The sequence below is a fragment of the Tenacibaculum retecalamus genome (assembly GCF_027941755.1).
Lineage (GTDB): Bacteria > Bacteroidota > Bacteroidia > Flavobacteriales > Flavobacteriaceae > Polaribacter > Polaribacter haliotis_B.
The window spans coordinates 702815-717523 of the sequence record NZ_CP115916.1 but is presented as its reverse complement, the minus strand read 5'-3'; the positions used below and the strand labels follow the sequence as shown (position 1 = coordinate 717523).

General features: G+C 31.3%; 14 protein-coding genes, 1 tRNA gene and 1 pseudogene. 8 read left to right on the top strand and 8 right to left on the bottom strand.

All coding sequences use genetic code 11. The annotated features are described in order from the left end of the window. From PG912_RS03485 to PG912_RS03460, 6 genes are all read right to left on the bottom strand, one after another. Complete coding sequence (locus tag PG912_RS03485; protein WP_275688500.1) at positions 1-1341, bottom strand: CsgG/HfaB family protein; 1341 nt, start codon at positions 1339-1341, stop codon at positions 1-3. Positions 1342-1348: 7 nt separating this feature from the next. After that, entirely contained in the window at positions 1349-1756 is a 408-nt protein-coding gene (locus tag PG912_RS03480; protein WP_275688499.1) for a curli assembly protein CsgF, read from the bottom strand. Positions 1757-1775: 19 nt separating this feature from the next. Further along, positions 1776-2477, bottom strand: coding sequence for a curli-like amyloid fiber formation chaperone CsgH (gene csgH, locus PG912_RS03475; protein ID WP_275688498.1), 702 nt, complete (start codon positions 2475-2477; stop codon positions 1776-1778). Positions 2478-2513: 36 nt separating this feature from the next. Next, complete coding sequence (locus PG912_RS03470; RefSeq protein ID WP_275688497.1) at positions 2514-2948, bottom strand: hypothetical protein; 435 nt, start codon at positions 2946-2948, stop codon at positions 2514-2516. Between the two features lie 62 nt (positions 2949-3010). Beyond that, a complete protein-coding gene (locus PG912_RS03465) occupies positions 3011-4009 on the bottom strand; it encodes a hypothetical protein (protein WP_275688496.1) in 999 nt (332 codons plus the stop codon). 408 nt (positions 4010-4417) lie between these two features. Further along, on the bottom strand, positions 4418-6601 hold the full coding sequence (locus PG912_RS03460) for a glutamine synthetase III family protein (protein ID WP_275688495.1): 2184 nt from the start codon (positions 6599-6601) through the stop codon (positions 4418-4420). 185 nt (positions 6602-6786) lie between these two features. Here PG912_RS03460 and PG912_RS03455 point away from each other — a divergent pair, with 185 nt between their 5' ends. Then, positions 6787-7812: a glutamine synthetase beta-grasp domain-containing protein gene (locus PG912_RS03455; RefSeq protein ID WP_275688494.1), complete on the top strand. Its 1026-nt coding sequence runs from the start codon at positions 6787-6789 to the stop codon at positions 7810-7812. Positions 7813-7899: 87 nt separating this feature from the next. Here the strand turns inward: PG912_RS03455 and PG912_RS03450 are convergent, their stop codons facing one another. Next, a complete protein-coding gene (locus PG912_RS03450; RefSeq protein ID WP_275688493.1) occupies positions 7900-8841 on the bottom strand; it encodes a calcium/sodium antiporter in 942 nt (313 codons plus the stop codon). A gap of 517 nt (positions 8842-9358) precedes the next feature. Here PG912_RS03450 and PG912_RS03445 point away from each other — a divergent pair. The 5 genes from PG912_RS03445 to PG912_RS03425 all read left to right on the top strand — a co-directional run bounded on the left by PG912_RS03445 (position 9359) and on the right by PG912_RS03425 (position 11334). After that, on the top strand, positions 9359-10093 hold the full coding sequence (locus PG912_RS03445; RefSeq protein ID WP_275688492.1) for a hypothetical protein: 735 nt from the start codon (positions 9359-9361) through the stop codon (positions 10091-10093). A gap of 383 nt (positions 10094-10476) precedes the next feature. Then, the gene (locus PG912_RS03440; RefSeq protein WP_275688491.1) at positions 10477-10695 is read left to right on the top strand and encodes a hypothetical protein; all 219 of its coding nucleotides are present in this window, start codon (positions 10477-10479) and stop codon (positions 10693-10695) included. Between the two features lie 95 nt (positions 10696-10790). Beyond that, entirely contained in the window at positions 10791-10943 is a 153-nt protein-coding gene (locus PG912_RS03435; protein WP_260586183.1) for an SsrA-binding protein, read from the top strand. A gap of 12 nt (positions 10944-10955) precedes the next feature. Beyond that, a complete protein-coding gene (locus tag PG912_RS03430) occupies positions 10956-11183 on the top strand; it encodes a putative signal transducing protein (protein WP_275688490.1) in 228 nt (75 codons plus the stop codon). A gap of 77 nt (positions 11184-11260) precedes the next feature. Then, positions 11261-11334, top strand: a tRNA-Arg gene (locus PG912_RS03425). Positions 11335-11818: 484 nt separating this feature from the next. Here the strand turns inward: PG912_RS03425 and PG912_RS03420 are convergent. Next, positions 11819-12211 (bottom strand): annotated as a pseudogene (locus tag PG912_RS03420) (DUF6371 domain-containing protein); the annotation flags it as partial. A gap of 25 nt (positions 12212-12236) precedes the next feature. On the opposite strand from PG912_RS03420, the gene PG912_RS03415 reads away from it, so the two are divergent. Together PG912_RS03415 and PG912_RS03410 are read left to right on the top strand one after the other, a co-directional pair. Continuing rightward, positions 12237-12833, top strand: coding sequence for a PorP/SprF family type IX secretion system membrane protein (locus PG912_RS03415; protein ID WP_275689008.1), 597 nt, complete (start codon positions 12237-12239; stop codon positions 12831-12833). Positions 12834-12844: 11 nt separating this feature from the next. Next, on the top strand, positions 12845-14617 hold the full coding sequence (locus PG912_RS03410; protein WP_275688489.1) for an OmpA family protein: 1773 nt from the start codon (positions 12845-12847) through the stop codon (positions 14615-14617). Positions 14618-14709 lie beyond the last annotated feature (92 nt).

Genomic DNA, 14709 nt, shown 5'->3' with positions numbered 1-14709 from the left:
TTAAAAATATACATTAATTCCTGCTCCGAAACGCCAAACTAAGTCGTTTTTCTCTCCTACAATTTGCCTATCTAAATTATCACTTAACAACATATTATACTCGCCGTTTATAAAAAAACCAACCTTATTTGTTATTAAATACTCAACACCTAAACCTCCTTGAAGTTTAAAAAAAGTATCCTCTAAATTTTTTCTAGATATTGAACCAACACCTCCATAAATATATGGCGTGAACTTCTCATATGGTAAAATAGTATATTCAATATTGAGTCCTGAAGTTATAAAAGCTTCATGAAAAACGCCTTTATTATCTAACTCAAACCGTCCCACAGTTCCCCAAAAATTAAATTTAGGATCATCAAATGTGTATTTGAACTTAAAATCAAAACCAAACTGATAAGTTGAATTCGCATAATCTCCTCTTATACTAGATACTCCTACGCCTGCACCTATTGCATACTTAGCTCTTCGGCTTTCTTGTTTTCGATCGTATAGTTTTGTTTTATCTGCTTCAATTTTCTCTTTCTCATAAGCTTTTGTTACATAATCTATCGCAGGCTTACCTCCTTTAGGTTGCCACACTCCATCAACAATTCCTTCAACGATTAATAAATCTACAGCTTTATCTATCGCTTCTTTTACGGCTAATTGTGCCGGTTCATTTTTAGTAACCCCAGTTTCAACCTCTAACAACCTTCTTAAAGCTACATAACGATATAAATTTGCTGAAATTCCTTGTGATAAAATAGTTTTTGAAACATATACGTTCTTTAATATTTCTCCTGTAGATGTTGATACTATTCTTAAATAAACTGTAATTCTATCTTGTCGATATTGATTTGACGCACCAACACCGAAATAACGTAAACCAGAACCTCCTGTTATAATATTTGAATCATATGAAACAACGCCTCCTTCTATAATAGTTCCTGCAAAAAGTAAAGGTGGCATTGTTACCTTTTTTCCGTTTGCATATTCCTGACGTGTATTTCTTATTATTTGTCGTTCATTTAAAAGATTCCCTATATTTTCTCTTTCAATAGGTCTAAACCAGCCCGATTCTTCCAGCGATTTTAATAAAATAGTAGTTCCTCCTTGTGTTATTGCTGTACTAAACGTAGATCCGTTTTGTACCGGTTTATACTGCCCTGTTTGATCTCTAAATTTATATACTCCTACAACAATTTTTTCTGATGGAAGAAAACTTTTAGCTAAAAATTCAGGAGAAGTACTTTCTCCTATCCTAGCTTTTGTTTGCGTAAATGGCTGATTAAAATAGGCTCCGCACCCCGTTAACATAGTAAGTGTTAACAAGTAAATAATACTTATTTTTTTTTTCATAGTAATTTTAATTGCCCCCAGGGATTGTTATTTGAGTTTGTTCACCATTTGTAATATTTAGTATACTTACATTTAAACCATTTGTTCCTGGTGTTATTTCAACAATTAAATCGCCAAAAGTATAAGTACCTACTGTTAAATTAGTATCACCTAACTGCTGCTGAAATAAACTCTGCGACAGCGAACTAAGTAATCTATTATTTAAACTATTGGTAAAGTTTTCTAAAGCAGTTGGCACATCTCTCTGAGTATCTTCCTCTTCTGTAAATTCATTCTGAGCTGTAACTGATGCTATTATTTGCTGATAATTAAATGCATCTCCTCCAAAAAATGGACTTATTGGTTTATATACCAAATCTTGCGAATACACAAAACTAGAAATAAGAATTAAAATAAATAGTAGTTTACGCTTCATAACGGGTAGTTTTTAGTTGTTATATTTTATTTTGAAAGGTGGTTTTTTTTCTTTGATTATATACTCTTAAATTCCTCATTGCTCTTACAACATTTATCTTTAAATACTCTTCTTCTGGCCTAGCAAAAAACTCATGAATCTTCTTTCTATCAACCTCTACAGACAACATACTACTACGACCCATTGCTGGTTTTTCTACTATTTTTATAATAAATGGATAATTTTTTCCAGTAACTAAATACTCTTTATAAAAAAAATCATGATAATCTTTACCAATCTTAGTCATTGCTTCATCTATAACAATTCCTTTAATTAAAAACTGTTCTTCATCTACTATTTTTTTTGTTTTTACTTTTTCTTTAGGTAAGAGAAATAATGTATCCCTATTAATTAATTTACCTTTGTGTTTTATAAATAAATAAACCCTTAGTTCATCGTCTTTTTTAATATTTACTTTAATTGTAGACAACTGTTTTTCTTCTTTTGGCTTCAATGAAAAATCATCAGATTGATTGTTTTTTGAAATATTTCCCGAACTTCCTTTTTTTAATACCACAAAATTATAATTCAACTCATTTATAAAAAACGATTCTGCATTTACAACCTGAGCTCTTAGCGTTAAAAAATCATCTGTTCTTGCTAAATTTATTTTCCCTTTAATTTTATACGCATCAAATTCTTGGGCGTGAGAATAAAACATCATAACAATTCCAAAAATCAAAAAAAATGTATGCTTTTTTTCATTTTAAACAGTTATTTAATAATTAATGATACTCATTTTTGCTCCACCAAACTGAGCTATTTTCAAATTTTCAAACAACGAATTGGTTCCTTTTATTTTTAATAAATTTGAATTTCCTGTTTGTAGCACTCCTAAATTCATCGACTGTGTATTTCTATAGTTTAAAAATTGATAATTATTTTTATCCCCTATTTGATACACTTTATGCGTTCCTTTAGAAAATTTATCGTTGATGTTTGCCACATTTTTATCTCCTATTTGTTTTAACGAAATTGTACTAACCTCCTCTTGCTGTCTATTTGAGAAACTACCTGTGGTACTTTCAAATAATTGCAACGTGCTTAATTGTTTATCACTCGAAAAATAACTTGGTAATTTTTCATCTTGTGCTTTAACTAAAACTGAAAAAAGCAATACAAAAACAATAAGAATTCCTTTAATTAACTTCATCGCTTTATATTTTTAATTAAAAAAATGGAGTGAGAATAGTATTCTCACTCCATTTTAAACTGTTAAATACTACCTGATCCAGATTGAACTACTTGTGCTTTATTCATATTACCTACTTGTAATACACACGAAGCATTGTTTCCATTAGCATAAGCATCTTGATTAACCTTAGATTGGTTGTTATTACCTATTTGATTTACTAAACTACAGTTATTACCTTCGTTTGAATATTGATCTACACATGATTTATTATCATCTCCTACTTGATTTACAGTAGATATATTACAAATTGACGCATCATCGGTAGTTGTTACTTGAGTTTCATTTGAGCTATTTCCATTACCTGTTTGATAAACCGAAGCAAAATTATGGCTACCTGTTTGATCTTGTTCCACTGCATTATCATCACCTACTTGGTTAGCAAAAGATTCACTACCACTAGATTGATTAGGTCCACTCGTTTGCTTTTGAACAACTGAGTTATTGTCACCTGTTTGATACAAAGAAGCTTGGTTATTATCATATCGTTGTTTTTGGTATGATTTGTTTCCATTTCCTATTTGTGACGCGTATGTTTCATTCCCTTCTGCCTGACCAACACCTACATCTTGTCTCGCATAGTTGTCATCACCTCTTTGCCAAATACGAGCTTTGTTGTCATTACCAAACTGCTTAATATCCGCTCCGTTTCTATAACCTGCTTGATCAGTAGACGCTAAATTACCATCCCCTCCAGGAATAAAGTTTGAGTTATCTTGTCTTATTAAAGACATATTGCTGTTTCCGTTTTGAGTTCCTTTCGCCTCATTACTATCTCCAACCTGCTGAATGTCTACTTTATTTTTTCCTATTGTAATAAAATTACTAGGCATTTGTGCTTGCTCAACTTCACAATCTGCACATGCAGGCCTCTCACTATTAACACGCTCCTCTGCATGAGCAGTTGAGAATACTGTTTTTCCTATTACACCAGTGTTACCTGTATATGTTTCAACATTTTGCGTTTGAGAAAACGCGATTCCTGTAGCTAAAAAAGCAGCTACTATTAATAATTTTTTCATAATAAAATAATTTTAAAATACGATTAATTAGTTTTTAGCACAACACAGTTACATCTATACTCTTAACGAAATATAAAACTGGGGTACCATTAAAATGCAGGGTAAAATAAAATTACTAGGGTAAAATGAATGACTAAGGAGCGTCATTTTTCATTTTCATCAACCTTAAAAAAGGCAGTTATAAAAACTATATATAGTTTGCGTGTTTAAACATAGCTAATATACAAACTATTCATCTCTATTTAAAAAGATAATTATAATCAACAAACATTTATTAATCTGTAAAATGCAAAAAAAAGAAGAGAAACAAAGGGAGTTACATTCTTTTTAATTGTTTTTTTTAAAATAAAAAAAGGAGGAAAACACCCCCTTTTTTAAAGATATTTCTTCTGTTAAAAAGAGTATTTATTATCTAGTAAATAATAATTCTCTGTATTTTGTTAAAGGCCATAAATTGTCATCTACAAGTAATTCTAACTTATCGCAATGGTAACGAATCTCCTCAAAATAAGGTTTTACTTTAATACAATAAGTAGTTGCATTCTCTTGTCCTATTAACTTATTTGCTTTTTTACGCTCTTCTGTCATTTTCTCAATTTTAGAGTTTATTTCTGCAATATGTCCAGAAATTCTCTTAATCAAATCGATTTGTTCTTTTGCGTATTGCTCAAAATCTTTCCCGAAGATTTCTTTTAATCCTTTTACATTTTCTATTAATGTATTTTGATACTGAATTGCAGTAGGAATCACGTGATTTCTTGCGATATCTCCTAAAACTCTACTCTCTATTTGAATACGTTTAGAGTACTCTTCTAATTCAATTTCATGGCGGGCTGCAACTTCCACTTTATTCATTACACTCATTTCTTCAAAAAGCGAAATTGTTTTTTCAGAAATCTTTGCCTTCAATGCTTCTGGAGTCGTTTTATGATTACTCAATCCTCTTTTTTCAGCTTCCTTCTCCCATTCAGCACCATAACCATCTCCTTCAAATCTAATTTTCTTCGATGCTTTAATATACTCTCTTAATACATTAAAGACAGCTTCATCTTTTTTAAGATTTTTAACATCAATTAACTTATCAACTTCTATTTTAAATTCTTTTAATTGCTTAGCTATAATAGTATTTAAAACCGTCATAGAATCTGCACAATTAGACCAAGACCCAACAGCTCGTAATTCGAATTTATTTCCTGTAAAAGCAAAAGGAGATGTTCTATTTCTATCGGTATTATCTAATAATATTTCCGGAATTTTACCTACAATATTTAATTTTAAATCTGTTTTTTCTTGAGGGGATAACTTTCCTTTCGTTACATTTTCCAACTCATCTAACACTTCGGATAATTGCGAGCCTATAAATACAGAAATAATTGCTGGTGGTGCTTCATTTGTTCCTAAACGATGATCGTTACTTGCACTTGCCATTGAAGCACGAATTAACGCTTCATAATCATGAACTGCTTTAATCGTATTTACAAAAAAAGCTAAGAACTGTAAATTTTTCATCGGCGTTTTCCCGGGGCTCAATAAATTAACTCCAGTATTTGTTGCCAATGACCAATTATTATGTTTTCCCGACCCATTAATTCCTGCAAATGGCTTTTCATGAAATAATACTTTAAATTGATGACGTTGCGATACTTTCTCCATCACATCCATTAATAATGAGTTGTGATCTACTGCTAAATTTGCTTCCTCAAAAATTGGCGCTAACTCAAACTGATTCGGTGCAACTTCATTATGACGTGTTTTTACAGGAACTCCTAACAACATACATTCTTGCTCCAGATCACGCATAAAACTCATCACTCTATCAGGAATCGACCCAAAATAATGATCGTCTAATTGTTGCCCTTTTGCTGATGAATGTCCTAATAATGTTCTTCCAGTCATCATTAAATCAGGACGTGCAGATACCAAAGCGGTATCAATTAAAAAATACTCCTGCTCCCATCCTAAAGTTGCATTTACTTTTGATACATTTTTATCGAAATATTTACAAACTGCTGTTGCCGCCGTATCTACAGCTTGCAAAGCTCTTAACAAAGGTGCTTTATTATCCAGTGCCTCACCGGTATAGGCTACAAAAATCGTTGGAATACATAATGTTGTACCATATATAAAGGCTGGCGATGTAGGATCCCAAGCAGTATAACCGCGAGCTTCGAAAGTATTTCTAATTCCGCCATGCGGAAAACTCGAAGCATCTGGTTCTTGCTGTACTAATTGTCCGCCATCAAAACGTTCCATTGCTCCACCACCCTCAATCGTTTCAAAAAAAGCATCGTGTTTTTCTGCTGTTGCACCTGTTAATGGCTGAAACCAATGTGTATAATGAGTAGCTCCTTTAGATAGCGCCCAGTCTTTCATACTCACCGCAATTTGATCTGCTATTTTTCGATCAATTTTATTTCCGAATTCAACTGCATCCATCACACTTTTATACGCATCTTTTGTCATATACTGACGCATTGCTTGTTCATTAAAAACATTTTCCCCAAACAATTCAGAACGACGTCCTTTTTCTTCTATAGAAATTGATTTTCTGTGTAAAGCTTCTTTTAAAGCGTTAAATCTTAAAGTTGACATTATATAAGGTATAAATTCAATGTCAAAAATACATAATTTATTTAAAGTAACACCCCTAAATAAAATAGGGGGTTAGATTAAATTAAAGTTAATTTTTAAATTTTAACCCCCATAAATTTTAATATTAAATATAAAATATTCATTTTTGCAATGAATTTAATCCTAAAATAGATTCACACAGTATCATGGCAAAAATTAAGTTAGAGTACATTTGGTTAGATGGGTATAAACCAACACAAAACCTAAGAAGTAAAACAAAGGTTGAGGAACACGAGAATTTTCAAGGAACAATTGAAGAGTTAGGAAACTGGTCTTTTGATGGTTCTTCTACAAAACAAGCTTCTGGTGGAGCATCAGATTGCTTACTTGTTCCTGTTGCAATCTACCCAGATCCTGCAAGAGACAACGGCTATTTAGTTATGACAGAAGTTATGAATGCTGATGGAACTCCGCATGAAACTAACGGAAGAGCTACTATTGATGACGATGATAATGATTTTTGGTTTGGTTTTGAGCAAGAATATTTTATTATGGATACAGCTACTCAACTACCTTTAGGGTTTCCTATTGGAGGATACCCTGGACCACAAGGAATGTATTACTGCTCTGTAGGTGGAAAAAACACACACGGTAGAGATTTTGTTGAAGAACATGCTGATTTATGTATTGAAGCAGGATTAAATTTTGAAGGAATCAATCAAGAAGTTGCTTCGGGTCAATGGGAATACCAATTATTCGCACAAGGCGCAAAAAAAGCAGGTGATGAAATTTGGATTTCTAGATACTTATTAGATAGATTAACAGAAAAATTTGGTTACTATATAGAATATCATCCTAAACCTGTAAAAGGAGACTGGAATGGTTCTGGAATGCATGCAAATTTCTCTAATGAAGTTTTAAGAACTTGTGGTTCTAAAGAAGTTTATGAAACTATTTGTGAATCATTTAGAGCAGTAACAAAAGAACACATGGCGGTATATGGAGCATTTAATAATGAGCGTTTAACAGGCTTACACGAAACTGCCTCTATAAACGACTTTAGCTATGGTGTTTCTGATAGAGGAGCTTCAATTCGTATTCCTATTATCACAGTTGAGAAAGGTTGGAAAGGATGGCTAGAAGACAGAAGACCTGCTTCTAACGGTGATCCTTATAAAATTGCAGCCAGAATTATTAAAACTGTAAAACCAGTAAGCGAACAATTCAAATAAATTATTTCCATAACAACACACACTAACAACAACTAAAAAGCCTTTAAATTAATTTAAAGGCTTTTTTTTATTTATTAGATCTACTTACTACTTCAAGGTTAAATAAATAAACGCAAAGTAAGACACTAACAATATAATTCCATCTTTCCAATTTAACCTTAATTTCCTAGGAAAAAACACCAATGGCAATACCGCTAATGAAATTGCTAACATCCAATAGATATCGTTATTTATCAAACTTAACGCATCCGACTTTATTTCTATCGGTGTAATCATTGCCGTGATTCCTAAAACAGCCAAAATATTAAACACATTCGAACCTATTAAATTCCCTAAAGAAATTGCTTTTTCTTTCTTCAATACCGCTATTATTGAAGCTGCTAATTCCGGAACACTTGTTCCTACAGAAACGATTGTAACACCAATAACAGCATCACTAACACCTAAATTTTTAGCTAAATCAACTGAACCTGTTATCAACAATTCAGATCCTGCCCATAAGCAAAAACCTCCAATCGCTAAAAAAAACACAATTTTATACAACGGCAATGCTTCATCATCTTCTGGCATTTCATCTACCACTGCGGTTTTTTGAAAACGTAATAAGTAAATCAAAAACACCACTAATATTCCAAACATAATAATTCCTTCATATTGCTGAATTGTATTATCAAAAGCAATAAATAAATACAACAAAAAAGATGCAACCATCATTACTGGCCAATCTGTTTTATAAAAACTCTTTTCAACCTCTATTGTCGAAAGAATCAAAGTAATCCCTAAAACCAATCCTAAGTTTGCAATATTAGAACCAATTACATTTCCTACAGCCAAACCTGTCGCACCATTCAATGCCGATTTAATACTCACTATTAATTCAGGCGCTGAAGTTGCGAAAGAAACCACGGTCATACCAATTACAATCTTCGGTACATTTAATTTTAAAGACAAGCCTACTGCCGCTTTCAATAACCAATTACCACCAAGAACCAACAAGAACAACCCTACTACTATATATATGATACTCATCTATTATTATTTTTTGCGAAGATAGAACTTTGACATGAAAATATACAACCGTTAAAAAACATCAAAAACACAGGCGGTTCTTTTTTAAATTTTCTCTTTTTTTTATGATTGATTAAAAATCAAAAAGGCAAAAAAGCACATTTACAAAACCTATTTTCCTTTAGTTTTAAAAACTCATCACAAAAACCCCTTTATTTTATTACATATTTAAACTATTATATCAACTATAAGTTTCAATCAATAACACAAACAAAGTAAAACATGTTTTACTTTAAAACAAAAAATACTTTTTAAACTTAAAACTTAAATACAAATAAATTAAATCATACGAAACCTTTTGGAAGTATGATTCACTTTGATATATATTGATAAAACAATTCCGGAATCAACCAATATTAACTATTAAAAACACTAAAATCTATGATCACTATTACTCTTAAAATAATTACTATTGCAGTTAAAATTGCAACTATACTAACACTTTTATATTAATCAACTTTAAAATCACACTATAACTATGCTAACATTTATCGGAGTATTACTAATTATTACAGGGTTAACTACCATTGTATTAAATTCAATTATTAAAAACAATAAAACATTAAATTGGTTCACCCTACAAAGAAGTATCCAACTTACGGTACTCGGTGCTCTTATGAGCATCATAACAGGAATGTTTTTTTATGCTGATGCAGGTACAGCTTATGCAGTACAATATGTGTCTGGTGGAGACAAGATGATTACCACACAAGGTTTAAAACTTAAATGGTGGGGAAGAATTATTCCGCTTTCATATGAAACATCAATAAAAGATATTATTGTTGATGACGAAAGTGAACTACCAAAAAGTGACCGAGGAATTTACAATAGAAAAGCTCAAAAATGGGAATTCAGTGACGCAATTAAAGCAGAAATAAGTACTTCTGTAATTGTTGGAGTTAACATTAATGATGAAGAGGTTTTCTTGAATATGGCAGATAGAAACAGAAGTGAATCTAAATTGATTTACGGAAGAGTTTTACCTAATATTGACGCAGCTATTAAAAACACCTGTAAATTAATGGATGCACAGGATTACATTTCTGGTCAAGCATCTGATTTTGATAGATACTTTAGAGATCAATTAGAAAACGGAATGTATCAAGTAGAGCAATATTACGAAGCTGAAAATATGAACGAAATTGTAGGTGACACCACAACAATTAGAAAAATAAAAGTTGGCAAATCTAGTAAGCAAAAAAATTCAGAATAAAAAGAAACGAAAACGGTACCATTATTAGAGACAATTCAAATACTTTAAAGCAATATGGTTTAAAAATTTACCAAGCTCAAGTAACTGGTATCGATTGGGAAGCTTCTTTTGATGAACGTTTAGATTTACAAAAAAATGAAGTTGCGCAAACACAACTAGAAAAACAACAAGCAGAACGCGAATATTATAGAGCTAAAAAAGAGGTTGCTAAAGGAGAATCTGAAAAAGCGAAAGAAAGAGCTCGTTTAGAGAAAATTCAAATTCAGCAAACCATTGAAGCAGAAACTGAAGCGAAGGTAGCTGGATTCAACTTAATAAAAGAGAAAAAACAGTTTGAAGTAGAGCAATACAAAGCTAAAAGTAAAAAAGTTGCTGCAGATGCTATGTATTATGAAAACTCAAAATTAGTTAGCGCTGGTTTAACGCCGCAAGAAAAAGCAGAATGGAATTACAAAACAGCTGTTGGTGTTGCAGAACAAATAAAAGATTTACAATTACCTCAAACCTATATTGAAGGTAGTAAAAACGGGAATAACGGAAATTTATTACAATCGTTAATTGGTGCTGATCTTGCAAAAAAAATGATGGAAAATAAAAAATAACCACATTTTCATAACAATAAGTGAAGTAATACTTTTTACTTCACTTATTTTAACAAATTATTTTTCAGTATTTTTGAAACAGAATCAAACTTATAATGAAAAAACAATTCTTTAAATTTTTAGCTAAATTAAACAAAGCACTATTTCCTTCTTTTACAAAAAGGGAGCTAGATATTTCTAAAGCATCAAAATTTCAATTAGCAATTATTGGATGGCGCGCTTTTGTAACCACAAATTCATTGGATTAAAATTTTACAATTATGAAAGAACACATAAAAATATACACCGGAACCACAATTTTAACAAACAGGCTTGCTTTTTTACTTGATGAAGCAAAAATAGCTACCTTAATTAAAGACAGTAAAGAATCTGGTCGATTAGCAGGATTTGGAACCACAGAAGCATCTTGTGAATTATTTATCTATAAATCTGATTATGAGGCTGCTCAAAAAACCATAAATGACTTCAGGCAAGAACTTGGTGAATAATTAAAAAATTATTTTAAAAAAAGTGTTTTTTTATTTTTTAGAATCAAAAAACAGCTGTATATTTGCACCCGCAAAACGGCCTCGTGGCGCAACTGAATAGCGCACTTGATTACGGCTCAAGAGGTTGCTGGTTTGAATCCAGCCGAGGTCACTAATAAAACCAGTACTTACAAAGTTATTTTGTAAGTACTGGTTTTTCATTTGCCCACAATTTGCCCACAAATCAAGAATTAAAACAGAACTTCATTAACTATTTTAATGTTTTTTATTTAGGCATAGCTACTAAAATAGCATTTTCTTTAGTCTTTTTTTCTGCCCTCGCATTAAATACGCGAAAACTTCTTTTATAATGTAAGAGAACACTTTAATTTACTCCACCCATCAAACCTCATTTACTGTATTATAATTAAAAAACTTAGCTTCTTTTTTATAGTGTCTAGGTCTTTCTTTTTTATATTGTCCAAAACTTAGTTTTTATAGTGTAAAAAACTCTTTATATTTCTATAATGCTTCCTTTTATAGTGCCGAAATACTCTTAATAATGTAAACTAGTTCCTTTTTTTATAATGTACGAAAACTCCTTATTGCTTCTTTTTTTACACGTCCTAAAACTTCAATATAAATAGCCTTGTTTCTCATAGAGTTGTTAAATAATCGGCAATATCTAAACCCTGTTCTTTTTCTTCTTTGGTTGCTTTATCTTCTAAAAGCGATGAAGTTATAAAAGTTGCTGTTTTTGTTAGTTGAGGTATTTTATTATTCCATAAATCAAAACATTTTAAATCAGGAAACAATACTACATTCCTACCTTTTAAAACCTTTGTTTTAGCTTCATTCAAATTATTAAGACTGCCACAAGCTAACCAAATAAACTCAGGTAAATAAATACTTGAAATAATAGCTGTTTTTTCGCTTTCGCAAATTGCTACTGGTTTGTTTTTATCTTCATTTAATAAATGTTCGCCAAAATAACATTGCTCTAAATTAAAGTTTTCTAGTTTTCTTGTTTTATGTATTGTCCTGGTATAAGTTGACCTTTTTTTAGGTCAACTTATACCAGGACAATACAATTTATCATTCGGTCTTAAAGGTACTGCGCATTTATTAAATGTAGATTACAATAAATTAAACATTTATAACCCAGGTGATAATTTACTAAACGAAAACATTAATGAATTTTCTCCTAACGTAGGTTTAGGATTGTACTATCGCCATGCTGATACTTGGTATTTAGGCTTTTCAGTTCCTAGCTTGCTAGAAACGGATCATTTAGATAATCAATCGCTATCTACGTCAAAAGAACGTATGAATTTTTACCTAACAGGTGGTTACGTATTTAACTTAAGCGAAAACACAAAGTTCAAACCTGCTTTTTTAACCAAAGCAGGTTCTGGAGCTCCTTTACAAGTTGATTTATCAGCTAATTTTATGTTGCATGAAAAATTTATTTTAGGAACAGCTTATAGATGGAGTGCAGCTTTTAGTGGAATGCTTGGTTTTCAAGTAAATGATCAATTTTTAGTTGGTTTTGCTTATGATCGTGAAACAACTGAGCTTGGTAATGCGCAGTTTAACGATGGTTCTTTCGAATTATTTCTTCGATTTGAATTGCAAAAAATAGGTAAAATATTTTCTCCAAGATTCTTATAAACGATATTACAATGAAAAAAAGAATACACATAATTGCAGCCATAGCTGTGTTAAGTTTTAATGTCTCTTTTGCTCAAACGGGTAAAATAAAAAAGGCAGATAAAGCTTATAATAAATTCTCTTACATTTCTACTACAAAAACACTCTTACAGTTAGTAGAAAACGGAACCGCTAACGTTAATCAACATCAACAGTTAGCAAATGCGTATTATTTTACAGGCGATATGGAATCGGCTGCGAAAACATACAAAACTTTAATGGCTTCAGAAGAAAAAGAAGCTATCGAAACTGAAAGTTACTTTAGATATGTGCAAAGTTTAAAAGCGACAGAAAACTATACTGAAGCTGATAAATGGATGCGTGAATTTTGTGAATTAGAGCCTAACGACTCTAGAGCTAAAGCATTTAAAGCACAACCTGATTATTTAACTCAAATTGAAAAACTTTCTGATACTTTTAAATTAGAAAACTTAAGTATCAATTCAGAAAATTCAGATTTCGGTACGGCTTTAAACGATTCTAAATTAATTTTTGCTTCATCAAGAAAAGAAGGAAAAACCTACAATTGGAATGCACAGCCTTTTTTAGATTTATACACATTAAATTCTGATAATGAAGTTACTGAATTAAGAAGTGATGTAAACACAAAATACCACGAATCATCTTCTGTTATCACAAAAGATGGTAACACTTTGTACTTTACTCGAAACAATTATTTTAAAGGAAAATTCAAGAAAAATAAAGACGATGCGCATACTTTAAAAATATACAAAGCAACTAAAGTTAAAGGTGAGTGGACTAACATTGAAGCACTTCCTTTTAATAGCAATGATTATAATGTAGGCCACCCTGCTTTAAACAAAAACGGAACTGTTTTATATTTTAGTTCTGATATGCCTGGTGGTTTAGGAGCTTCTGATATTTATAAAGTAAACATTGCTGGTGATGGTTCTTTCGGTTCTGTAAAAAACCTAGGTAAGGGAATTAATACAGAAGGTCGTGAAAACTTTCCGTTCATCAGTCAAAAAGGAACATTATATTTTTCATCTAACGGTCACTTAGGTTTAGGAGGTTTAGATATTTTTAAAGTAGATGATATTTATAGTTTTACCAAAAATCCTTGCGAGCAATTGGTTAGTGGTGTAGTTACTGATGCTACAACAAAAGCAATTATTTCTAATGCTACTGTTTTAGTATACGATGCAGCACAGCAAATTATTGCTACTTTGGTTTCAGATACTCAAGGAGCCTTTAGTTTTAAATTAAAATGTAAAGAACAAACGTATAAAGTTGTAGGTTCTAAATTAGATTTCGATCCTACTGAAATTTCTTTTGCTGTAGACAATGTTTTCAATGAACCTGTTCAGTTAGAAATAGCTTTAACACCAATACCAAAGGCCGCTGAAGTAGGTGCTGATTTATTTAAGCTTTTAGATTTAAAACCAATTTTGTTTGACTATGATAAATCGAACATTAGACCAGATGCTCAAATTGAATTAGAAAAGGTTATCGCCTATATGAAAGAATTTCCGAAGGTAAAAATTGATATACGTTCTCACACTGATTCTCGTGGTAGAGACGCTTACAATTTAGCTTTATCAGCTCGAAGAAACAGCTCAACTGTAACTTATATCATCACCAAAGGTGGTATTTCTAAAGACAGAATCAAAGGAAAAGGTTACGGAGAAACAATGTTAACTAATAAATGTGCGAATCGTGTAAAGTGTTCTAAAGAAGAGCACCAAGCAAACCGTAGAAGTGAATTTATAGTAACAGAAAACTAAACACCCTTACAGATTATATTACTAAAAAGAGTTCCATAAAGGAACTCTTTTTTTTGTCTTAATATAGAATTAACAAAACTCTAATAACTTTA